Source organism: Vibrio sp. SCP2, from assembly GCF_059295395.1.
Genome location: NZ_JCAFVV010000004.1, coordinates 100,362 through 123,593, shown reverse-complemented (window position 1 = coordinate 123,593; position 23,232 = coordinate 100,362). Strand labels below are relative to the sequence as shown.

22 protein-coding genes are annotated in these 23,232 nt (G+C 44.7%); 15 read left to right on the top strand and 7 right to left on the bottom strand.

The window, feature by feature from the left end:
- Positions 1-32 precede the first annotated feature (32 nt).
- Complete coding sequence (locus AC5O63_RS13915) at positions 33-1,163, bottom strand: methyltransferase (protein ID WP_494505376.1); 1,131 nt, start codon at positions 1,161-1,163, stop codon at positions 33-35.
- Between the two features lie 137 nt (positions 1,164-1,300).
- On the opposite strand from AC5O63_RS13915, the gene bolA reads away from it, so the two are divergent.
- The 9 genes from bolA (at position 1,301) to nqrM (ending at position 9,340) form a co-directional block, all read left to right on the top strand.
- Positions 1,301-1,609 carry a transcriptional regulator BolA gene (gene bolA, locus AC5O63_RS13910; protein ID WP_004744907.1) on the top strand — a complete coding sequence of 103 codons (309 nt, stop codon included), beginning with the start codon at positions 1,301-1,303 and terminating at the stop codon, positions 1,607-1,609.
- Positions 1,610-2,043: 434 nt separating this feature from the next.
- Positions 2,044-3,384, top strand: coding sequence for a Na(+)-translocating NADH-quinone reductase subunit A (locus AC5O63_RS13905; protein WP_171322994.1), 1,341 nt, complete (start codon positions 2,044-2,046; stop codon positions 3,382-3,384).
- Positions 3,385-3,389: 5 nt separating this feature from the next.
- Positions 3,390-4,634 carry an NADH:ubiquinone reductase (Na(+)-transporting) subunit B gene (locus tag AC5O63_RS13900; protein ID WP_171322992.1) on the top strand — a complete coding sequence of 415 codons (1,245 nt, stop codon included), beginning with the start codon at positions 3,390-3,392 and terminating at the stop codon, positions 4,632-4,634.
- The gene (locus tag AC5O63_RS13895) at positions 4,624-5,394 is read left to right on the top strand and encodes a Na(+)-translocating NADH-quinone reductase subunit C (protein ID WP_494505375.1); all 771 of its coding nucleotides are present in this window, start codon (positions 4,624-4,626) and stop codon (positions 5,392-5,394) included. Before AC5O63_RS13900 ends, AC5O63_RS13895 begins: the two co-directional genes overlap by 11 nt.
- Positions 5,394-6,026 (top strand): NADH:ubiquinone reductase (Na(+)-transporting) subunit D, encoded by a 633-nt coding sequence (locus AC5O63_RS13890; RefSeq protein WP_004415330.1) that lies wholly within the window; start codon positions 5,394-5,396, stop codon positions 6,024-6,026. Before AC5O63_RS13895 ends, AC5O63_RS13890 begins: the two co-directional genes overlap by 1 nt.
- A 7-nt stretch (positions 6,027-6,033) precedes the next feature.
- Entirely contained in the window at positions 6,034-6,630 is a 597-nt protein-coding gene (gene nqrE, locus AC5O63_RS13885) for an NADH:ubiquinone reductase (Na(+)-transporting) subunit E (protein WP_004744903.1), read from the top strand.
- Positions 6,631-6,663: 33 nt separating this feature from the next.
- Positions 6,664-7,890, top strand: a complete 1,227-nt coding sequence (gene nqrF, locus AC5O63_RS13880; RefSeq protein WP_272785590.1) for an NADH:ubiquinone reductase (Na(+)-transporting) subunit F — start codon at positions 6,664-6,666, stop codon at positions 7,888-7,890.
- Between the two features lie 190 nt (positions 7,891-8,080).
- Positions 8,081-9,085: an FAD:protein FMN transferase gene (locus tag AC5O63_RS13875; protein ID WP_272785589.1), complete on the top strand. Its 1,005-nt coding sequence runs from the start codon at positions 8,081-8,083 to the stop codon at positions 9,083-9,085.
- 21 nt (positions 9,086-9,106) lie between these two features.
- On the top strand, positions 9,107-9,340 hold the full coding sequence (gene nqrM / locus AC5O63_RS13870) for a (Na+)-NQR maturation NqrM (RefSeq protein ID WP_004744900.1): 234 nt from the start codon (positions 9,107-9,109) through the stop codon (positions 9,338-9,340).
- A gap of 68 nt (positions 9,341-9,408) precedes the next feature.
- On the opposite strand, the gene AC5O63_RS13865 is transcribed toward nqrM, so the two are convergent.
- Complete coding sequence (locus tag AC5O63_RS13865) at positions 9,409-10,623, bottom strand: GGDEF domain-containing response regulator (protein WP_494505374.1); 1,215 nt, start codon at positions 10,621-10,623, stop codon at positions 9,409-9,411.
- Between the two features lie 152 nt (positions 10,624-10,775).
- On the opposite strand from AC5O63_RS13865, the gene dinB reads away from it, so the two are divergent.
- A complete protein-coding gene (gene dinB / locus AC5O63_RS13860; protein WP_494505373.1) occupies positions 10,776-11,843 on the top strand; it encodes a DNA polymerase IV in 1,068 nt (355 codons plus the stop codon).
- A gap of 12 nt (positions 11,844-11,855) precedes the next feature.
- Here the strand turns inward: dinB and AC5O63_RS13855 are convergent, their stop codons facing one another.
- A complete protein-coding gene (locus tag AC5O63_RS13855; RefSeq protein ID WP_494505372.1) occupies positions 11,856-13,793 on the bottom strand; it encodes a RecQ family ATP-dependent DNA helicase in 1,938 nt (645 codons plus the stop codon).
- Between the two features lie 79 nt (positions 13,794-13,872).
- Between AC5O63_RS13855 and AC5O63_RS13850 the strand changes: the two genes are divergently transcribed.
- From AC5O63_RS13850 to AC5O63_RS13835, 4 genes are all read left to right on the top strand, one after another.
- Positions 13,873-14,349, top strand: a complete 477-nt coding sequence (locus AC5O63_RS13850) for a transcription elongation factor (RefSeq protein ID WP_494505457.1) — start codon at positions 13,873-13,875, stop codon at positions 14,347-14,349.
- Between the two features lie 55 nt (positions 14,350-14,404).
- Complete coding sequence (locus AC5O63_RS13845) at positions 14,405-15,148, top strand: YggN family protein (RefSeq protein WP_494505371.1); 744 nt, start codon at positions 14,405-14,407, stop codon at positions 15,146-15,148.
- A gap of 119 nt (positions 15,149-15,267) precedes the next feature.
- Positions 15,268-16,821, top strand: coding sequence for a sensor domain-containing diguanylate cyclase (locus AC5O63_RS13840; RefSeq protein ID WP_494505370.1), 1,554 nt, complete (start codon positions 15,268-15,270; stop codon positions 16,819-16,821).
- A 111-nt stretch (positions 16,822-16,932) separates the two neighbouring features.
- On the top strand, positions 16,933-18,297 hold the full coding sequence (locus AC5O63_RS13835) for a sodium-dependent transporter (RefSeq protein ID WP_494505369.1): 1,365 nt from the start codon (positions 16,933-16,935) through the stop codon (positions 18,295-18,297).
- A 56-nt stretch (positions 18,298-18,353) separates the two neighbouring features.
- Here AC5O63_RS13835 and AC5O63_RS13830 read toward each other — a convergent pair whose 3' ends face one another.
- The 4 genes from AC5O63_RS13830 to AC5O63_RS13815 form a co-directional block, all read right to left on the bottom strand.
- The gene (locus AC5O63_RS13830) at positions 18,354-19,445 is read right to left on the bottom strand and encodes a succinylglutamate desuccinylase/aspartoacylase family protein (RefSeq protein WP_494505368.1); all 1,092 of its coding nucleotides are present in this window, start codon (positions 19,443-19,445) and stop codon (positions 18,354-18,356) included.
- Positions 19,405-20,310: a 30S ribosomal protein S6--L-glutamate ligase gene (rimK, locus tag AC5O63_RS13825; RefSeq protein WP_272785581.1), complete on the bottom strand. Its 906-nt coding sequence runs from the start codon at positions 20,308-20,310 to the stop codon at positions 19,405-19,407. The genes AC5O63_RS13830 and rimK overlap by 41 nt, the downstream gene beginning before the upstream one ends.
- The gene (locus tag AC5O63_RS13820; protein ID WP_239825204.1) at positions 20,310-20,750 is read right to left on the bottom strand and encodes an ATP-dependent zinc protease family protein; all 441 of its coding nucleotides are present in this window, start codon (positions 20,748-20,750) and stop codon (positions 20,310-20,312) included. The genes rimK and AC5O63_RS13820 overlap by 1 nt, the downstream gene beginning before the upstream one ends.
- A 276-nt stretch (positions 20,751-21,026) precedes the next feature.
- Positions 21,027-22,499: an aminoacyl-histidine dipeptidase gene (locus AC5O63_RS13815; RefSeq protein WP_494505367.1), complete on the bottom strand. Its 1,473-nt coding sequence runs from the start codon at positions 22,497-22,499 to the stop codon at positions 21,027-21,029.
- A gap of 465 nt (positions 22,500-22,964) precedes the next feature.
- Here AC5O63_RS13815 and vcdP point away from each other — a divergent pair, with 465 nt between their 5' ends.
- Positions 22,965-23,051 (top strand): small protein VcdP, encoded by an 87-nt coding sequence (vcdP, locus tag AC5O63_RS13810; RefSeq protein ID WP_486679393.1) that lies wholly within the window; start codon positions 22,965-22,967, stop codon positions 23,049-23,051.
- Positions 23,052-23,232 lie beyond the last annotated feature (181 nt).

Below are 23,232 nucleotides of genomic sequence, written 5' to 3'. Positions count from 1 at the left end.
CCTACTGAAACGTATAGACAGATAATAGTGGACTATTTAGTCGCTTGTAAAATAACAAATTTCTTATTGGAAGCGACAACTTTTACGTTCGACTTGCCAAACAGTCTAGATAGCTTTCCATCGTAGCCGAGGTGACGGTTACCGATAACTAATAATTGTCCACCGACACTAAGAATTTGCTTTGCATCACAGAACATCTGCCATGCAATGTGATCCGTAATCGCTTGTTGCTGATGAAAAGGGGGATTACACATTACCAGATCGACATCTTTCGCCGGCATTCCATCGAGGCAGTTATTGGCGATACAATCGATTTCTCTCTCTTTTCCTAAGTTTGCGATAAGGTTTTGTTGCGCGGATTCCACCGCCATAAAGCTCTCATCGACGCAGGTCAGTTTTATCTGGGGATTCAGTTGGCCTATTTTTACTGATAACACACCATTACCACAGCCTAAATCGAGTACGTGTTTAAGATCTGGGTTTTGCGGTAAGTGATCAAGCATAAAGCGAGCGCCAAGATCTAAGCTCTCTCCAGAGTAAACATTGGGTAGGTTGTTAAGCTCAATCTGTTCATTATCAACGGACCAACGAGTGTCAGGGGAGACTTTGATTGGTGTTTGACTGTTGGCATTGCTAAAGACAAGGCGGTGTTTTTTCCACGCCAACGATGTCTTGGTTTCGCCAAGGTATTTTTCGAACAATTTGAGTGTCGAAGTGTGGATCTCTTTGGCCTTGTTGACCGCAATCACCGGGACAGAGCTATCTAGCGAATCGCGCAACTGACTGAGTAGCCAGACTAAGTGGCGATTACTCTTAGGTAACTGAAACAGCACCAAATCGACGTCATTTGGAATCTTGTCCATGGTAGTCAAGTAAGTGATCGTCTGGCAGTTGTTTGCTTTGAGGTTGGCGTTTGCCCCTTTATGAGAGATAAACGAGTCACTCATCAATGTAACTTTATGTCGTTGGCTAAACCAACAGCTCAAAGCGCCGAAGTGATCGTTAATAATCAGAATGTTCTGATTAATTGGTAGCTCTAACTCTTCAACATGATTGATGAGATATTCGTCTCCAGCATCCCATGCTTGCAGGGTTTCATTATTTCTTTTTGGGTATCGGTACAAAGAAAGAGTACGCTCGTGCAAAGTAAGCTCAGTTTTCATATTTGGAATGCTAGCTAGTCGTTAATCGCTAAATTGTCGCAAAACCGGAGGGGAGAGGAAACTAAAACCTTTAGCTTTATGATAGAGGCGATTATTATCTAACCTTATTAAGTTGTTCATATCTGATGGTGAAACAGATGATCCAAGAAGTCATTGAAAGCAAGCTCAAAGAGGCCTTCAATCCAGACCACTTAAGCGTGATTAACGAAAGTTACATGCATAACGTTCCGCCAGGCTCAGAAAGCCACTTTAAGGTGGTTATTGTCAGTGAAGCATTTGAAGGGGCGCGTTTGATTGCACGTCACCGCCAAGTGAATCAAGTGCTTGCTGAAGAGTTAGCCAACCAAATTCATGCTTTGTCTATGCACACCTATACGGCTGATGAATGGAAAGAGCAGAATCAGCTCGCGCCAGATAGCCCGATGTGTTTAGGCGGTTCAAAATAAGTCACAAAAAGGGGTAGCGTTTGCTACCCTTTTTATTGGTAGCGATAGTCTAGATGTTAACAAGGTAGAAACAAATAAATGCAATGGTTAGTTTTAAAACAGAATGTTTCACGATGTGAATGAATTAGAAAAATAGGAAATAGGGTGCGGATTTATGTTTGTGCGGTGGCTCAAAGTTATGACTATTCTATCGCCTTTTAAACCCTATTCACTCGAAATATCTCTGTTAATCATAGCATTCATCATGGCATCACCTTCTAAAAAGATGATAGACTACCGCACCTGATAAATCCCGCTTAATTCTTGTAGCGAGATTTTTAATAGGATGTTGCGATTTTGGTGTTTAAAACTTCACCAAAACCGGACACTAGTGTCGTGTCTAAAAGTTACGCAAACAAAGAATCTTTTTCCCGATAAAAGTAGTGCAAGTGCGTATGATTACAATAAAGAAGGGTTTGGACCTTCCTGTTGCAGGAACTCCTACCCAGGTGATTAATGATGGTAAGACCATCAAAAAAGTCGCCTTGCTTGGCGAAGAGTACGTCGGCATGCGTCCTACTATGCATGTCCGCGTAGGCGATGAAGTAAAGAAAGCTCAAGTTCTTTTTGAAGATAAGAAGAACCCAGGTGTGAAATTTACTTCACCAGCAGCTGGTAAAGTGATCGAGATTAACCGTGGTGCTAAGCGTGTACTTCAATCTGTAGTGATTGAAGTGGCAGGTGAAGAGCAGGTGACATTCGATAAGTTTGAAGCTGATAAACTAGCAGGTCTTGACCGTGAAGCGGTGAAAACTCAACTAGTTGAATCAGGCCTTTGGACCGCTTTACGTACTCGTCCGTTCAGCAAGGTTCCAGCAATCGAATCTTCTACTAAGGCTATTTTCGTTACTGCTATGGATACCAATCCATTGGCGGCTCAGCCTGAGTTGATCATCAATGAGCAACAAGAAGCGTTCGTTGCAGGTTTAGATCTGCTTTCAACTCTGACTGATGGCAAGGTTTACGTATGTAAATCTGGCACAAGTCTTCCTCGTTCTTCTCAATCAAATGTTGAAGAGCATGTATTTGATGGCCCTCACCCAGCAGGTCTTGCTGGCACCCACATGCATTTCCTATACCCAGTGAATGCAGAAAATGTGGCGTGGAGTATCAACTACCAAGACGTTATCGCGTTCGGTAAGTTGTTCCTAACTGGTGAACTTTACACTGACCGTGTTATTTCTCTGGCTGGCCCAGTAGTGAATAACCCTCGTCTAGTTCGTACATCTCTAGGTGCATGCCTTGATGACGTAACGGACAGCGAGCTAATGCCAGGTGAAGTTCGTGTGATTTCTGGTTCAGTACTAACTGGTACTCATGCAATTGGTCCTCACGCATACCTTGGTCGTTACCACGTACAGGTTTCTGTATTACGTGAAGGCCGTGAAAAAGAACTGTTTGGTTGGGCAATGCCTGGTAAGAACAAGTTCTCAATTACTCGCTCATTCCTTGGTCACGTATTCAAAGGTCAGTTGTTCAACATGACAACGACGACTAACGGTAGTGATCGTTCAATGGTTCCAATCGGCAACTACGAACGCGTAATGCCTCTAGATATGGAGCCAACTCTGCTACTTCGTGATCTATGTGCAGGCGATACTGACAGTGCAGCAGCACTAGGTGCGCTAGAGCTAGATGAAGAAGATGTAGCATTGTGTACCTTTGTGTGTCCTGGTAAATACGAGTACGGTGAACTCCTTCGTGAATGCCTAGATACCATCGAGAAGGAAGGGTAATTTTCATGGCTCTTAAAAAGTTTATTGAAGACATCGAGCATCATTTTGAGCCAGGTGGTAAGCATGAGAAGTGGTTTGCTTTATATGAAGCAGCAGCAACACTTTTCTACACGCCAGGCTTGGTAACGAAAAAAAGCTCGCACGTTCGTGATAGCGTTGACCTAAAACGTATCATGATCATGGTTTGGTTCGCGGTATTCCCAGCAATGTTCTGGGGTATGTACAACGCGGGTGGCCAAGCTATCTCAGCACTTAATCACATGTATGCTGGTGATCAGCTAGCAGCTGTAGTTGCTGGCAACTGGCACTACTGGCTAACGGAAATGCTTGGGGGCACTTTAGCCGCCGATGCAGGCGTTGGCAGTAAGATGATCCTAGGTGCAACTTACTTCCTACCTATCTACGCGACGGTCTTTATCGTTGGTGGTTTCTGGGAAGTACTGTTCTGTATGGTGCGTAAGCACGAAGTTAACGAAGGTTTCTTTGTTACTTCTATCCTATTTGCACTTATCGTTCCACCAACACTTCCTCTATGGCAAGCAGCGCTAGGTATTACCTTCGGTGTTGTTGTTGCTAAAGAGATCTTTGGTGGTACGGGTCGTAACTTCCTTAACCCAGCACTTGCTGGCCGTGCATTTCTATTCTTCGCTTACCCTGCGCAAATCTCAGGTGACGTAGTTTGGACTGCAGCTGATGGCTTCTCTGGTGCAACGGCGCTTAGCCAATGGGCACAAGGTGGTAACGGTGCACTAGTGAATACAGTGACAGGCGCTCCTATCACTTGGATGGACGCTTTCATCGGTAACATTCCTGGTTCTATTGGTGAAGTTTCTACACTGGCTCTAATGATCGGTGCAGCAATGATCGTGTACATGCGAATTGCTTCATGGCGCATTATTGCAGGTGTGATGATCGGTATGATTGCAACAGCAACTCTGTTCAATGTTATCGGTTCTGACACTAACCCAATGTTCAACATGCCATGGCACTGGCACCTAGTTCTAGGTGGTTTTGCATTCGGTATGTTCTTTATGGCAACAGACCCTGTATCCGCTTCATTTACTAACAAAGGTAAATGGTGGTACGGCGCACTAATCGGCGTGATGTGTGTACTAATTCGTGTAGTAAACCCAGCTTACCCAGAAGGTATGATGCTGGCGATTCTATTCGCGAACCTGTTTGCACCTCTGTTCGACCATGTAGTTATCGAGAAGAACATCAAGCGGAGACTAGCACGCTATGGCAAGTAATAACGACAGCATTAAAAAGACGCTGGGTGTTGTTATCGGGTTGAGCCTTGTTTGTTCAATCATCGTATCAACAGCAGCTGTAGGTCTACGTGACAAGCAAAAAGCTAACGCTGTACTAGATAAGCAAACTAAGATCGTTGAAGTTGCAGGTATCGACGCTGCAGGTAAGAAAGTACCAGAGCTATTCGCTGAGTACATCGAGCCTCGTCTAGTTGATTTCGATACTGGTGCTTTCGTTGAAGGTGACGCTGCGTCATACGACCAACGTAAAGCTGCAAAAGATCCTGTTGAGTCTATCAAGCTAACCGCTGACCAAGACAAAGCGAAGATCCTACGTCGCGCAAACACGGGTGTTATTTACCTAGTGAAAGATGGCGATGCAGTATCTAAGATCATCCTGCCTGTTCACGGTACGGGTCTATGGTCAATGATGTACGCTTTTGTTGCAGTAGAAACTGACGGTAACACTGTTTCTGCAATCACTTACTACGAACAGGGTGAAACTCCTGGACTTGGTGGTGAAATTGAGAACCCTTCTTGGCGTGCTCAGTTTGAAGGCAAGAAACTGTTTGATGAGAACCACAAACCAGCAATCAAGATTGTTAAAGGTGGCGCTCCAGCAGGTTCTGAACACGGTGTTGATGGCCTATCAGGTGCGACACTAACAGGTAACGGTGTTCAAGGTACATTTGATTTCTGGTTAGGCGATATGGGCTTTGGTCCATTCCTAGCAAAAGTTCGTGACGGAGGTCTGAACTAATGTCTAGCGCACAAAACGTTAAGAAGAGTCTATTAGCGCCAGTATTGGATAACAACCCAATCGCGCTTCAGGTTCTTGGTGTTTGTTCTGCATTGGCAGTAACAACTAAACTAGAAACGGCTTTTGTAATGACACTAGCGGTTATCTTTGTAACTGCACTGTCTAACTTCTTCGTTTCAGTCATCCGTAACCACATTCCTAACAGTGTGCGTATCATCGTTCAAATGGCGATCATCGCATCTCTAGTAATCGTGGTAGACCAAGTGCTAAAAGCTTACCTATACGATATCTCTAAACAGCTATCAGTATTCGTAGGTCTAATCATCACGAACTGTATCGTAATGGGTCGTGCTGAAGCATTCGCAATGAAGTCTGAGCCTCTTCCATCACTTATCGATGGTATTGGTAACGGTCTTGGTTACGGTTTCGTTCTTATCACTGTTGGTTTCTTCCGTGAGCTATTTGGCTCAGGCAAATTATTTGGCATGGAAGTTCTACCTCTAGTGAGCAATGGTGGTTGGTACCAGCCTAACGGTCTGATGCTACTAGCACCATCTGCATTCTTCCTAATCGGTTTCCTTATCTGGGCAATCCGTATTCTGAAACCAGAGCAAGTAGAAGCGAAGGAGTAAGGACGTCATGGAACACTACATTAGCTTGCTAGTTAAATCGATTTTCATCGAAAACTTAGCACTATCGTTCTTCTTAGGTATGTGTACATTCCTTGCTGTATCTAAGAAAGTTAAGACCTCTTTCGGTCTTGGCGTTGCCGTTGTTTTCGTACTGACTGTTGCAGTACCTGTGAACAACCTACTTTACAACCTAGTTCTTAAAGAGAATGCGTTACTTGAAGGTGTGGATCTTAGCTTCCTAAACTTCATTACCTTTATCGGTGTAATCGCGGCTCTTGTACAGATTCTAGAAATGATCTTAGACCGTTTCTTCCCACCTCTGTACAACGCACTAGGCATCTTCCTACCGCTGATCACAGTAAACTGTGCGATCTTCGGTGGTGTATCTTTCATGGTACAACGTGACTACAACTTCGCAGAGTCAGTAGTATACGGCTTCGGCTCAGGTGTGGGTTGGATGCTAGCTATCGTTGCTCTTGCAGGTATTCGTGAGAAGATGAAGTACTCTGATGTACCTCCAGGTCTACGTGGTCTTGGTATCACGTTCATCACAGTTGGTCTAATGGCGTTAGGCTTTATGTCTTTCTCTGGTGTTCAACTGTAAGTCGGGTAAACGGCAGCAATTAAAGGAATAGTCATGAATACTATTATTTTTGGTGTAGTGATGTTTACCCTGATTATCTTGGCGCTAGTTTTAGTGATTCTATTCGCTAAATCTAAACTAGTACCATCAGGTGACATTACAATCTCTGTGAATAACGACCCAAATCTGGCGATCGTTACACAACCAGGCAGTAAGCTTCTGGGTGCTCTAGCTGGTGCTGGCGTATTCGTATCTTCTGCTTGTGGTGGCGGTGGCTCATGTGGCCAGTGTCGCGTAAAAGTTAAATCAGGTGGTGGTGACATTCTACCAACCGAGCTTGACCACATTACTAAAGGTGAAGCGCGTGAAGGTGAGCGTCTAGCGTGTCAGGTTGCAATGAAAACTGACATGGACATCGAACTTCCTGAAGAGATCTTCGGCGTTAAGAAGTGGGAATGTTCTGTTATCTCTAACGATAACAAAGCAACATTCATCAAAGAGCTTAAGCTACAAATTCCAGATGGCGAATCAGTACCTTTCCGTGCTGGTGGTTACATCCAGATTGAAGCTCCTGCTCACCACGTGAAATACGCTGACTTCGATGTACCAGAAGAGTACCGCGAAGATTGGGACAAGTTTAACCTGTTCCGCTACGAGTCTAAGGTAAACGAAGAAACAATCCGCGCTTACTCTATGGCTAACTACCCGGAAGAAGAAGGTATTATTATGCTAAACGTGCGTATCGCTACGCCGCCGCCTAATAATCCTGATGTACCACCAGGTATCATGTCTTCGTTCATCTGGTCTCTTAAAGAGGGCGACAAGTGTACTATTTCTGGTCCATTTGGTGAGTTCTTTGCGAAAGACACAGACAACGAGATGGTCTTCGTTGGTGGTGGTGCTGGTATGGCGCCAATGCGTTCGCACATCTTCGACCAGCTTAAGCGTCTTAAATCTACTCGTAAGATGTCTTTCTGGTACGGTGCGCGTTCTAAGCGTGAGATGTTCTACGTTGAAGACTTCGATGGCCTACAAGCTGAAAACGAAAACTTCGTGTGGCACTGTGCACTGTCTGACCCTATGCCAGAAGATAACTGGGATGGTTACACAGGCTTCATCCACAACGTACTGTACGAAAACTACCTGAAGGATCACGAAGCTCCTGAAGATTGTGAGTACTACATGTGTGGTCCACCGATGATGAACGCGGCTGTTATCGGCATGCTGAAAGATCTCGGTGTTGAAGACGAAAACATCCTACTGGATGACTTCGGCGGCTAAATTTAAGTAAGTTGGGGCTGTAGCTTGACGAGTTAATCTGCTGAGCTACAACTCCAACTACTTGAAATTACGTATATAAGATGGCTGACTGCTTTAAGTCAGCCATTATTTTTTAAAGAGTGGTAATAGTCGATGCGTTCTATATAAAACGTATGTGCTATTCCCGTTTCGAATTTAAGGAGTCTAACAAGTGAAAAAGTGGCTTGTTGCATTTGCTTCTCTACTCGTTTTGGCTGGCTGTGAAAAGCCCGCAGAGCAGGTTCACCTAAGCGGCCCAACAATGGGGACGACTTACAACATTAAATACATCTCAGCGGAAGGTATCCCTTCACCACAGACGCTTCAGCAGGAAGTCGATCGTCTGCTAGAAGAGGTCAATGACCAGATGTCGACCTATCGCAAAGATTCTGAGTTAAGTCGCTTTAATCAACTGCAATCTTCTGAGTCATTCGAAGTGTCGCCTCAAACTGTCACTGTAGTGAAAGAAGCGATCCGTTTAAACGGTCTTACTCAAGGTGCGTTAGATGTGACAGTTGGTCCATTGGTTAACCTTTGGGGGTTTGGTCCTGAAGCTCGCCCTGAGGTAGTGCCAAGTGACGAAGAGTTGGCAGCACGTAAAGCGATGACGGGTATTGAACATCTTTCTGTTGAAGGCAATACACTCAGAAAAGATATTCCTAACCTTTATGTTGATCTATCGACAATTGCAAAAGGGTGGGGCGTAGATGTGGTTGCAGACTACATTCAATCTCAAGGCATTGAGAACTACATGGTTGAAGTCGGCGGTGAAATGCGTCTGAAAGGTTTAAACCGTGAAGGCGTGAAATGGCGAATCGCCATTGAGAAACCATCGACTGACGAGCGTGCAATTCAAGAGATTATTGAACCAGGCGATATGGCGGTAGCGACATCGGGTGATTACCGTATCTATTTTGAGCGTGATGGCGTACGATACTCGCACATCATTAACCCACAGACGGGTAAGCCTATTCGCCATAAGGTGGTGTCAGTCACTGTATTGGACAAGTCATCCATGACGGCAGATGGCTTGGCGACTGGCCTTATGGTTCTTGGTGAAGAGCTAGGTATGCAGGTGGCCAATGAAAACAATATTCCTGCGTTTATGATTGTTAAAACCCAAGATGGCTTTAAAGAGTTAGCTTCTGAAGCTTACAAGCCATTTATGAATCAATAATAAAATTACGAGCATGTCATTATGAGTACATTTTTAATTACCTTTGGTGTGTTTATGGCTGTGATTGCCGCTATGTCAATCGGCTATATCATCCAAAAGAAAGTGGTAAAAGGCAGCTGTGGCGGTCTGGGGGCAGTTGGTATCGACAAGGTATGTAACTGTCCTGAACCATGTGATGCACGTAAAAAGCGTGAAGCGCGTGAAGCGGCTAGAGCTGAAAAGCTAGCAGCATGGGAAAAAGATCGTATCGCCTAATGTAAGCGCTTTATTCCAAGTTAAACACCGACGTTATGTCGGTGTTTTTGTTTTTAGAGAAACTAGTTTTAGCTATAAATCGTGCAGTTTCTTCCTGCTGCTTTTGCTTCATAAAGCCTGTCATCTGCTAACTTTATTTGCTCGTTCAAGCTCGCGTTACTGTTACATACTCCAATACTGACAGTGACTTGAATACTATTGGAGTCATGCTTGATGAGTGTTTTTTCGATACGTAACCGCACATTTTCAATCCGGGTAATGAAATCATCAAAGGGGATATGAGATTGAATACAAAACTCTTCTCCACCGAATCTTGCCACTACTTCATCTGGGAAATAGATCTTTAGAATATTGGCAATGACTTTCAGTGCAGCATCTCCCCCATCATGACCATAGGTATCGTTAACTGCCTTGAAGTGGTCAATATCCAGCATTGCAATGCAACGATCTGTACACGTAGAGCAAGCTTGAGCAAACAGAAAACGCCGATTCCAAAGCCCGGTAAGCGCGTCTTGGTTAGCGAGCTTGTACAGCTCTTCCGTCGCTTCTCGCATATTGAGCAGTTGATGTACCCGGCAATAAAACTCTTCTTGGTTAAAGGGTTTAGTTAAAAAGTCATTAGCACCCGCTTTTAGAAACTGAGCAGTGAGAGTTTTAGAGTCACTGCCTGATAATCCTATGATACCTAAGCTGTTGTTGTCATGAGACTGACGCATTTCTTGGATCATGGTGATGCCATCTTTTTCAGGCATATCATGGTCAGTAATCACAAACGTGATGGAGGGATCTTGTTTCAACTTTTCTAGCCCTATGAGGCCATTTTCCGCTTGCGTCGTTTTGATGTACTGATGCTCCAGTAGCTGGGTAACATGTGCACGAACGGTGGGAGAATCATCAACAATCAAAGCATGATGCTTATCGTTGTTGAGTAGTCGCTTAGCGAGAGGGATGAGGTAAGCAACTGAAGCCATACTATTTTTTAGTAGGTAGTCGACAACACCTTTAGCAATGAAGCGTTCGCGCGTTTCATCATTGAAGGTTGCAGTTAGGACGATTACTTTATGCTGGTGTTCAAGTACGAGGTCTATAACTTCGCCATTCTCAGCATCCGGTAAACAATAGTCTAAAACGGCGAATCGGAACTCGCGATGCTGTTGGAGTAGCAGCTTGGCTTCTGCTAATGTTTCCGCGCTATAAACCTGACAACCAATCGCGGTTAACTGTTGGTTAAGGTAGTTTTGATACGCACGGCTATCTTCCACAACCAGTACTTTATTGTTCAAAGTCGTGCCTCTTGATCATAGTTATAGTTTTAATAATAAACCTATCTAACAATCTTGCTCGGATAATTTATCAACAATTTTTTCTATGAGAACCAGCTAAGATAAATTAAACTGTATTTATATACAGTTATGTATCAGGTGTATTGTCGGTAATGTCAGGTGAAAAAGTACGAAAAATCATCCATGTCGATATGGATTGTTTTTATGCTGCGGTAGAAATGAGAGACAACCCTTCTTATCGTGGGCGACCGCTTGCCGTAGGCGGCCATGAGAAACAGCGTGGTGTCCTAAGTACCTGTAATTATGAGGCAAGAAAATTTGGTATTCGTAGCGCTATGCCAACGGCTCGTGCATTGCAACTATGCCCACAGTTACTTGTCGTGCCAGGTAGGATGCAAGTCTATAAAGAGGTTTCAAAACAGATCCGCGAAATCTTTTCTCGCTACACTTCATTGATCGAGCCTTTATCTCTGGATGAAGCTTTTCTCGACGTGACAGAAAGTACTCAGTGTCAGGGGTCAGCCACTCTGATAGCTGAAGCCATACGCCGTGATATTTGGCATGAACTTTCGTTGACTGCTTCGGCTGGTATTGCTCCAGTTAAATTCTTAGCCAAAGTTGCCTCTGACATGAATAAACCCAATGGGCAATTTGTGATCCCGCCAGATAGCGTGCAAAAGGTGGTCGATAAATTGCCTCTAGAGAAAATACCTGGCGTCGGCAAAGTGAGTTTGGAAAAACTGCATCAGGCCGGTTTCTATACTGGCGAAGATATTAAAAATAGTAACTATCGTGATTTGCTGCTTAGGTTTGGTCGATTGGGCGCTTCACTGTGGAATAAGAGTCACGGCATTGATAACCGAGAAGTGGTTGTTGAGCGCGAGCGTAAATCGGTCGGCGTCGAGCGAACCTTTAGCCAAAATATTTCTTCCTATCAGGAGTGCTGGCAGGTTATCGAAGAAAAACTCTTTCCTGAGCTCGAAAAACGTTTAGAAAAAGCCTCGCCTGAAAAAGCCATCATTAAGCAAGGAATCAAGCTGAAGTTCGCTGATTTCCAATTAACCACTATTGAACATATTCACCCGCAGCTTGAACTGGAATATTTTAAACAGTTATTGAGTGATATTTTGAAGCGCCAACAGGGCAGAGAGATCCGCCTGTTGGGGTTAAATGTAATGCTTAAACCGGAAGAACAGGCGAAACAACTTAGCTTCTTTTAGTCTTAACTGTCTCTAGCTCTCTATGTGCTTAACTTGTGCTAGGACATCAGCGAATGGGGTCGACTCCAGTTTGGCAAATCCAGGCAAAGAGCGAGCTTTGATCTTAGTGAACAGTGGGGTGGTGATACCGCAAAGGAACTTAGTTTTCAGATGAGGTGAGAGTTTTTGTTTGGCTTTATCTTCGAGCGTCTTTAACCATGTCGATACCTGCTCAGGGTTGTACTCTTCTACGACTGGCCGAGGCAAAGTCGCGATAGCGCCACGACAAACACTACAATGACCGCATTCAGTCGGGGCGTTGTAATCTGAGAAATAGTGTGCAAGCCCTGCACTTAAACATTGCTCAGATTGAAAGTAGTTGAGTAGGTTGTGAATTCGTTCTACATCACTGCGTTCTTTATCTTTAAACAGTGACCACAAGCTTTGGCACAGCGTTTCTAGACTTTGCTCGGGTTTGTTGACTGTATAGACCTCGGTCATCAGCTTGCTTTCGAGCTCTATCCAACCTTTTTCATTAAAGTAATCGAGGGCGGCAACTGCGCGGTGTCGTTCACCTTGAAAGTGATTCCATAAAGCATCAAAGTCGACCTGGCACCAGATCTTTGCTTGGCTTGAGCAATCAAACAGAGCGGATACAAATTGCTGACGAGCTGGATCAAACTGATTGATGATAAATTGCTTGTCTTTGATAAATTTGAATCGATAATCGGCAAAGTAACTGAACTTGGCTTGTATAACACCAGCCATCTCCATATAAACCAACAGCGTTTTTAATGGCAGTTGACGAATATTGGTTTCCGCAGACAATCTTGAAAGGACCACTTCCCACTGTGGACTGTTGCTTAATGCTTGTTCGAGTACAGAGTGAATATCGCCTAATTCAGGAGTATCGCCATAGACAAAGTTTTCTAACGTGCTGAGTCCGTTTTGATTGGCGAGCAAAATACACTGAGACTGCTTGCCATCTCGACCAGCTCGACCAATTTCTTGAGCATAGTTCTCGATGGATTTTGGCAGGTCAAAGTGGATGACACGGCGAATATCCGATTTATCAACGCCCATGCCAAATGCAATAGTGGCAACAATGCAATCAATCTCACCGCGCATAAATTGGTCTTGGATCGATTCACGGATATCGGGTTTCATCCCTGCGTGATACGCGTGAGCATTGGCGCCGCCTTTGAGCAGCTGTTTAGCAACCGTTTCTGCGGTCTGTTGCAAAGTCACATAAACCACCGTTGGTGCGGTGGGTTCAGGGCCAATAAGGTTGAGCAACTGCTCTGCTTTGTCGTCCTCTTCACAAGGAACAACGCTAATATCTAAGTTTGCTCGGTAGAAGCCAGTCACAACCAGATCTTGCTCAGCGATCGAAAACTTATCGCGCATATCTTCAATAACCGACTGAGTCGCTGTTGCCGTTAACAGCAATGCTTGAGGAATTTGAAATTCTTTTAGGTACTGAGGTAGCTTTAGGTAGTCTGGACGAAAGTTATGTCCCCACTCTGAAATACAGTGTGCTTCATCGACAACCAACAGTGATATCGCCACTTGAGAGATAAACTGACGAAAACGTTCATTCTTCAGTCTCTCAACAGAGATCATGAGGATTTTAATCTCACCACGCCTAACTTGCTCCATCACTTGCAGCGTCTCTTCGCGGCTTTGGCTCGAATCGATCGAAGCCGCGGGTATTTGCTTGCTGTGTAAAAAAGCGAGTTGGTCTTTCATTAACGCGAGAAGAGGGGAGACGACTAAAGTGAGGTTTGGTAGCAGGGTAGCCGGTAGCTGATAACACAGAGATTTCCCTGAACCGGTAGGAAAAATCGCTGCGCAGGATCGCCCGTCCAAAATGGTCTCAATCGCTTGTTGCTGTCCACCCCTTAGGCTATCGAAGCCAAATGTATGTTGAAGGGTGTGTGCTATGGCTGAGTGGTGGGGCGAACTGTCCATTGGGCTATTCCTGCTATTCTCTTCTGCGTTGGTCACAGGTATTCTAATGGCTATAAGAGCAATGGAACACGATTTTAGTATGAATAAATTAGAGCTGCGGCAAGTAATACTCTCGCAACTGCAAAGTAAGTTAGAGATTGCAGTGAGCTCAGCACAAAGAGCGATCGAGTCCGCGACCGACGAAGAGACGGTCCCTGAGCACAAATATGATACGTTAGCGCTAGAGGCGTCTTATTTAGCGCATGGCCAAGCGATGCGGGTACAGGAGTGTGAACAAGAAATTCAGGCTCTGACCAATTTGGTACTACCGCAGGAACCGCAAGCCGTTGGGTTAGGTTGTTTAGTGTCACTGCTTGATGTAGAAGATGATCACCACTGGTTCTTTCTTTCCCCTTGTGCGGGTGGCCTCAAAGTCGAGTTTCAACAACATGTAATCGTGCTGGTAACGTTTGACTCTCCGCTTGGACAGGCTCTAAAAGCGAAACAAGTGGAAGATGAAATCAGTTATAGAATTGGTGACATCGAGCATAGCTACGAGATAGAAACCATCTGCTGACAAACTTTGAGCCATTTTTGATATGCTCGTGACCAATCAATTGAGTGGGATGACAATGAAGAAAGTAATACTTGCCTTACCGATACTGCTTTCAAGCCAAGCGTATGCTGCGCAATGTAAAGTGGATTTAAAAAATGAGATTCATCTCAATGGTGAGCGAATTGAAATCGTGCAGACCAGTGGTGAGAAAGCGATTGTCGATGCTGACAATAACTTACTTATTCACGGTGAGAAGATAGAACTGAACAATGAGCAGCAACAAGCGATTGCTCAGTATCGTGAAAATCTTAATGATTACTTACCGCGCGTGAGAAAGATCGCTCAGGACGGTTTAGCGCTTGCCAATGATATCGTTGATGACATGGCGGTGAGCTTTGATGCTCCAGAAGCGTTCGACAGCGTGAAGCAATCTATGAAGCAATTTTATGCGGATATGGAAGCGCGCTACTACAATGATGGCGATCTCGTACTGCCAGCAGATACTTTCGCTTCACTGCGCGAAACATGGGCAGAAGATTTTGAAAAAGCGAAAGCGCTGTTTAATGAAGAGTTCATTGCTAGCGCATTCGATGCGATGTCTGAAAAGATGAAAGCTGAAGGCGGCTTAAACTTAACAGAAATGGCGAATGCGATGAGTGAGCTGAAAGAGCGTATCGCGGAGCGCTTAAAGCAACATGCGGTTGAGGTTGAGCAGCAAAGCGAAGAATTTTGTGACTCGCTGGATCAGATGGCAGAACAAGAGCAGCAACTGCATAAGAAGATACCTGAACTTAAGGATTATCAGCTTTTTACGATCTAAGGTAACGATTGCTCAAGGTATGCGATCACATAACAGAGTGCTTATGGCACTCTTGTTATAGACAACTTGGTGAATAATGTGTTTAATTCTGGCTCTTGCTTTTAGGGTATGACGTTTAGATGCAGATATCCCACCTATCTCTCAAACAGTTAACGATCATTGCTTCGCTGATGATGGCGAGTGTTTTTGTTTTTTGTTATCTCTCTTTCCGCTATATCTGGACCTATGATGAGGCGGTTGAGCGTTTTGAGTTTCTGCAATCCGAGGAAGTGAATCGAGTTAAAACTGTCATCGATCTACAGAAATCTGAACTTGCCCGTTCGTTAATCAACTATGCGGCATGGGAAAGTATCACTGACTTTATTCATTCGCCTAATCAAGCGTTTACCGATCGCAGTATCAGCCCTCATACCTTTACCTCTCAGCAACTGAGTGGTGTATTCATTTTTGACCCCAATGTGAGTTTAATCTGGGGTCGTCATTACGATGTAAAGGCCCAGCAGGATCGTTCTTACGATGAAATCCGTTATAAATTTGGTGCATTGTTAGCCGATAGTTTGAAATCCAGAACCGACAAGATCACTCCGTTTGTTAAGTTTCTTGTTTTTGATGATCAGCCCGCTCTCCTTGCAACGTCAAGGATCTGTGATAGCGATGGTGCGGACTGTGACCGCGGTTATATGATGTTTATAAAGCCGATTGGCGGTAGCTTTGTACGAATGCTAAAGCAAGCAACGGGCATCAATGTCGAAATTTACACCAAGCAACAAGCAGAAGCTGCCGAGGTTGCTAATCGAGAGAATATAACCATTCTCGAACGGTTGGATTATCAGAACAATTCAACGGTTTGTATTGTGATTAATCACTCGGTCACTATGCCTCCGTTTATCACATGGGGTGAGTTGTCAGCTGTGCTCGCTTTTGCTGTATTTATGTTTGGTTTTAATTTGTGTGTTGTGCATGTGATGATTAAACCAATCAAGCAGGCGAGATTTGCGCTGTGTAATCTCAATAAAGATAGCCAAACTATCACTGAAGAAGATCAGTTTATTTCCCATGAAATGCGTGATTTTGCTAGTCGAATCAATGAGGTTTTTGGTGAGCTAGAACGAAATCGCAGCGAACTAGAATGGCTTTCGACCCATGATGCTCTGACCAAAGTCGGCAATCGTCGTCGACTCCAAGCCTATTGGCAGCAACTCAAGTCATGCTCTCAAAATCAGTATGTTAGTGTCGTCTTAATTGACATCGACCACTTTAAATCTTTCAACGATAACTATGGTCACCTTGAAGGGGATTTTATCTTAAGTGAAGTGGCGACCCATTTATCTAACGCCAAATCGAGTTGTGACAAGTTTATTGCTAGGTACGGCGGAGAAGAATTTTGTATCCTCCTTTCCTCCGAGCAACCGATTAACAATAAGCAGGAAGCGGATGCGTTGCTCTCGGCGATAAATACCCTCGCCATTACCCATGAACATTCGCCTACTGCGCAATATGTCACTGTGTCAGTGGGAGTCGCGGATTGCGCGTGTCAACCTCTCGATAATCAGCACGATATTTTCCTTGTGGCCGACAGTGCGCTCTATGAAGCTAAACACAGTGGAAGAAATAGAGCGAAGATTAAACCTTACTTAGTAGAGTCAACGCGTAAACTGAACGTTACGAGTTAAATCGGCTATAATTTAACCTTATCTACCTAACGATTTGCTATTTTAATTGTGAATATTGGCGTTTTGTATTAATGTACTAGTCAACTAGTTCATTGGTGCGATTTGAGTGGTATGGCACAAGTAGACAATTCTCAATCTCGCGAACATTTTGGTTCGCGTCTCGGATTTATTCTTGCCGCAGCAGGCGCCGCGGTTGGTTTAGGCAATATATGGGGTTTCCCTACTCAAGCGGCAAGTAACGGTGGCGGTGCCTTCTTACTGGTTTATCTAGTGATGATCCTAGTGGTCGCTTTTCCTATGTTGGTTGTAGAAATGGCGATAGGTCGTCATGGTCAAGCTAACCCTGTTGACAGTATGCGCTCTTTAACGGCGAACCCGGCTGGAAAACGCGTCGGTGCCGCTGTTGGTTGGATTGGCCTAAGTGTGCCAAGTGCCGTGCTAGCTTTCTATAGCATCGTCGGCGGTTGGTTGATTTGCTTCTTACTTGGTGCCATTACAGATGTTTTAGGTATAGAAGCCGCGACCGCTTGGTTTAAAGGCTTTAGTGTTGAGCGCAACCTTTTCGGTACGATTACTTTTTACGTCCTCACTGTGCTCATTGTTCAAGGCGGTGTTAAGCAGGGGATCGAAAAGTGGTCAACTCGACTGATGCCTGCACTATTTGTTTTGTTTGCTCTGCTATTCATCTACATCATGACGCAAAACGGTGCGATGGAAGGCTTGAAGCACTACTTGATTCCAGATTTTGAAAAAGTGATGGACCGTAAATTGATCTTAGCGGCGATGGGGCAGGGCTTTTTCTCGCTAACCATCGGTGGTTGTTCGATGCTGATCTATGGTTCTTATCTAAGTAAAAAAGAGAACCTGCCTAAGATGGCAATGAATGTCACTTTGGTTGATACCGCTGTTGCCTTTGTTGCTGGCCTTGTGGTTATGCCTGCCATGTTTGTCGCGATGCAAAAAGGGGTACAGATATACGCTGAGGACGGCTCACTGCTTAGTTCAGATACCCTAGTGTTTACCGTATTACCACTCATGTTCGATAGCTTGGGCTTGCTTGGCCAATTGTTTGCGATTGTATTTTTCTTACTACTGACCATCGCAGCACTAACATCGTCTATCTCTATGCTGGAGTGTCCGGTTGCTTTAGTTAGTGAGCGCTTTAACACCAAGAGAACACCAACAAGCTGGGTGTTGGGTGGTTTGATTGCATTGTTCAGTGTGGTGATTGTCTACAACTTTGCGGCCATGTTTGGCTTGGTGGCGATGGTCGCAACCCAATACCTTCAGCCAGCAGCGGCGCTCTTGTTCTGCCTATTTGGCGGTTGGGTATGGAATCGTCACTCTAAGATTAAAGAGCTAAAGCAAGGCTGTCCTGAATTTACTCAAGGCTGGTTTGGCAAACTGTGGCCTGCCTATGTGAAGTTCGTTTGTCCTATCTTAGTCGCCACAGTGATTTGGGCCTCTTTTGGTTAAATGAATAAATAAGATAGCCCGCAAAATGCGGGCTATTTTTTTACTCATTACACAGATTAAGACGGTGAGTTAATCTGGCCTGTGGTTAAGGGCTCCAAATCAGCATCGATCATTTCTTCGATAAACTCTTCAACCACCTGCTCAACTTCTTGATCGTCATGCTCAAAGTAAGCCAAATGGAAGATGGCGTCACCTTCGTTAACCAAAGGTAAAGTTTGCTGACCGATAACAATCCCGCCTTTGCGTGCGGTGAGTTCAATCTCACTGTGGCCTAATGGCGCACTGATGTAAGCCAGCACCTGACCTTTTTCTACTTTTTCGCCTAACGTCACCACAGTCCGCAGAATACCGTCACTTTCTGCGCGCAACCAGCTGGTGGACTTAGCGATCATCGGTGTTGGCAACTTTTTGCGACTTGAACGCAGCATACCAATTGCCTGCATGACACGCTGAACCCCGATAAAGCCAGCACTGATACAAATAGGCTCAAACCTTAGCGCTTCTCCCGCTTCATAGGTTAAAACCGGAATGCCCAGGCGTTCAGCCTCGCTACGCAGAGAGCCGTCTCGTAGTGGTGCATCAACGATCACTGGCGTAGCGAACGCCTGAGCAATACGAAGTGTTTCTGGATTACTTAAATCTGCGCGAATCTGTGGCAGGTTGGTGCGGTGAATGGCACCTGTGTGTAAGTCCAAAATGTAGTCACAGCGCTTAGCGACCTGAGAGAAAAAGGTGTTTGCCATACGTGAAGCAAGCGAACCTTTTTCACTACCCGGGAAGCAGCGGTTTAAGTCTCGTCTATCTGGCAGATAACGAGACTTATGAATAAAGCCGAACACGTTAACAATGGGGACAGCAATGATGGTGCCTTTGAGCTTGTTAGCATCAAGGGTGTTGATTAACTGTCTAACAATCTCAACGCCGTTAAGCTCATCACCATGAATCGCTGCGTTGACCATAAGAACGGGCCCAGCTTGTTTACCGTTTATGATCTCGACCGGGATCGATAAGGGTGAGTGGGTGTAAAGCTTTGCCGCTTCTAACTCAATCACCTTACGCTCTCCCGGCGAGATAGACTCGCCGAGAAATTCGAATGCGCTATTTTTTTTAGCCTTTGCCACGAGTTTTAGTCCTTTTGCTTGCCGCATTTTTCTCAATAAATTCGACAATCATTCCAGCAATGTCTTTACCAGTTGCGGCCTCAATACCTTCAAGACCTGGAGATGAGTTTACTTCCATGACTAATGGACCACGATCTGATCTTAGTAGATCAACCCCAGCCACATTTAGACCCATTATTTTCGCAGCCGCGACCGCAGTGCGTCGCTCTTCTGGAGTAATCTTAATTAACGATGCGCTGCCACCACGGTGGAGGTTAGAGCGAAACTCGCCCTCTGCACCTTGACGTTTCATCGCAGCGATCACTTTGTCACCAATCACAAAGCAACGAATGTCAGCACCACCCGCTTCTTTAATGTATTCCTGAACCATGATATTGGCTTTCAGGCCCATAAAAGCTTCAACTACACTTTCTGCCGCCTTACGAGTCTCAGCTAGTACAACGCCGATGCCTTGAGTCCCTTCTAGTAGCTTAATTACAACAGGCGCACCGCCAACCATCTCAAGCAGGTCTTTCACGTCATCAGGTTTACTCGCAAAGCCAGTGATTGGCATGCCGATACCCTTGCGAGATAGCAACTGCATAGAGCGAAGCTTGTCGCGTGAGCGAGTGATGGCTACCGACTCGTTGACTGGGTAAACGCCCATCATTTCAAATTGACGTAGTACCGCTGTGCCATAGAAAGTGACAGAAGCGCCAATACGAGGAATGATGGCATCGAAACCAGACAGCTCTTCACCTTTAAAGTGAATTTCAGGCTTGTCTGAGTTGATGTTCATGTAGCAACGAAGTGCATCGATGACTTTTACCTCATGGCCACGGTTTTTTGCCGCTTCAATCAAACGCTTGGTTGAGTACAAGCTAGCGTTACGAGATAAAATACCAATTTTCATTATTTGCTTTCCTCGAAAGGGACTAAAAACGATTCAACAGGGTCAACAACGATGCGGTTGTGCATTGCTGTACGGCCTAACAACATACGAAAAGCCATGTTTTCGCGATTGGTTAAAGTAATTTCAATTGGCCAAGTTTCGCCTCCGATGCTCAAATCAGAGCTGATCACATAACGCGATTCTTCATGGCCACCTGAGTCGCGAACGATACGCTCATCAATGACTTCAGACTCACACATAATTTCTACGTCCGTATTATGCTGAATTGGGTGGATCCAGAAGCGAACCCATTGAGCTTCGTCCTTCTTAAAGCTCTCTACTTTGAATGCGTGTAAACACGAGGTCTTGGCTCCGGTATCGATTTTTGCATTAATTTTGTCAATACCAAGGCTCGGTAGGCTGAGGGTCTCTCGCCAACCAACAAGTAGTTTTTCTTTCATCGCAGTAATAATAATTTAGAGAGTATTTAAGATGCTCGATTGAAGTGAGCATCCCCAACTTAACACGGTCGTTTTATGCCGAGTGTAGTGCCTGAAGAGGGCAGAGAATTTACCCTTAGGTGCTTCAAGGAGGGCGACTGTAGCAACCATGATTCGCGCTGACTAACGAAAAGAAATCACCGTGACGACAAAAAATATTTATGGTTTAGTGAGGGACAGAAATAAAAAAGCCAGCTTATGCAAGCTGGCTTTTAGGATTAGATTTAGTAATGGAAATTACGCTTTTTCAGGAATCGCTTCTAGTAGAGCAACCATTTGATCCCAGAATAGGGCAACCGTATCAATTTTCACTTTCTCATCTGGTGAGTGTGGGAACTTGATGGTAGGGCCAAATGATACCATGTCCATATTCGGGTAAGGTTCTTTGAACAGACCACATTCAAGACCAGCGTGAATAACCATGATGTTTGGCTTATGGCCGTAGATGCCTTCGTACATGTCACGGAAGATAGCCATGATCTCTGAGTCTGCGTCTGGTTTCCAACCTGGGTAAGCACCAGAGAACTCAATTTGAGCGCCTGCCAGTTCAGCAACAGAAGTCAGCATGCCTTCTACTTGTTGACGGCCAGAGTCAATCAAAGAGCGAACTAAGCACAACACTTGGATTTGGTTTGCTTCAGTGGTCACGACACCCACATTTAAAGACGTTTCAACTACGCCTTCAATTTCATCGCTCATGCGAATCACGCCATTAGGGCATGCATTTAATGCTGCGATGAAACGTTGCTGATCGGCAACCGCTAGTACCTGTGTCTCTGTGTCGATCGCTTCGTTGAATGAAACGATGTCTGTTTCTACTTTACCTAGTTCAGTGCGAAGTAGGTTAGTGTAGAACTCGAACAACTCAGCAAGCTTGGCTTCATTTTCTGCTGGTACTGCTACCGTTACGAACGCTTCACGAGGAATAGCGTTACGTAGGCTACCACCTCGGAACTCGACAAGACGAAGGTCAAGTTCTTGTGCGTGACCTGCTAGGAATCGAGCAAGTAGTTTGTTGGCATTGCCACGACCAGTGTGAATGTCACAGCCCGAGTGACCACCTTTTAAACCTTTTAGGATCAGTTGGCGAGTTGTAAAGCCTGCTGGAATCGCTTCGCGTTTGATATCGAAAGTCATTTCACCATCAATACCGCCAGCACAGCCCATGTAGACTTCGCCTTCTTGCTCTGAGTCAGTGTTAAGAAGAATATCACCTTCTAACCAACCCGCTTCAAGACCGAATGCACCTGTCATACCTGCTTCTTCGTCTACCGTTAGCAGCACTTCAATTGGACCATGCTTGATTTCTGTTGAAGCCAGTACCGCAAGACAAGATGCCATACCCATACCATTGTCGGCACCGAGTGTGGTTCCTTTCGCTGTTACCCATTCACCGTCAATGTACGGTTGAATCGGATCTTTTGTGAAGTCATGATCTGTGTCTTCATTCTTCTGTGGCACCATATCGATGTGTGCTTGCAGAACGACACCTTTCTTATTTTCCATACCCGGTGTAGCTGGCTTCTTGATGAAAACGTTGCCTGTTGGATCACGGCGAACATCTAAGCCTTGCTCTTTAGCCCAATCAACGATGTATTGTGCTAGGGCTTCTTCGTGTTTTGAAGGGTGAGGGATAGAACAGATCTTATCGAAAAATTGCCAAATTGGAGCAGGTGATAAGCTGCTGATTTCAGAATGGAATTCAGACACGGATGACTCCTTAAAAAGAATAACGCCAGATTATGTGTTTGGTTTCTGCCATTAATCTGGCACAAAAACCTAAATCTGACCTATTGGGTAGAGGAGCACAGAATAGCACTCCCTGACTAAAGGGTGTAGTAAAAGCGGCAAGCAAATGTTTCGGTGCAATCACAAATTGTAGATTCTGGTTGACACGCCCTGTGCAACTGAATGGGTAGTGTTTGTACTAAATCCAAACAATAAATTGATATAACTGTAATTAAATTACAATATTCATTTGATCTAAGTCAGTTTTTAAACTTTTTGTGACTTTTGTCACTTTTATGCTTGTAATTAAATTTCTTTGAGGTATATTTGTAACCAACTTCGAAAGCGAAGAGAAAATGCTCAAAGGATGAGTCCGATTTGTCGCCTCCACGGAACTGAGAAATCAATATTTGTAATCTGTTTTAATTGATTTAGAAGGTGATAGTTATGAAAGGTTTACCAAGTGCAGCGTTCTGGCTAAACAGCTCTGTTTACACAGGCAGCTTTACTTACCCAACAAGCTTCGGTTACTAAACTCTAGCTTGTGACACTCGAACAGTTTGTTCACCCCTATTATTGGAATTTTTTTACAGCCTTTAGTTGCTGACATGATTCAACCGCCACTCAAATTGAGTGGCGTTTTTTTATCTAAGCAAAAGTGCGCTCACAATTTGCCCACAAACTCTGTGGTTTCCCGTCGCTAACTCCTATCTCT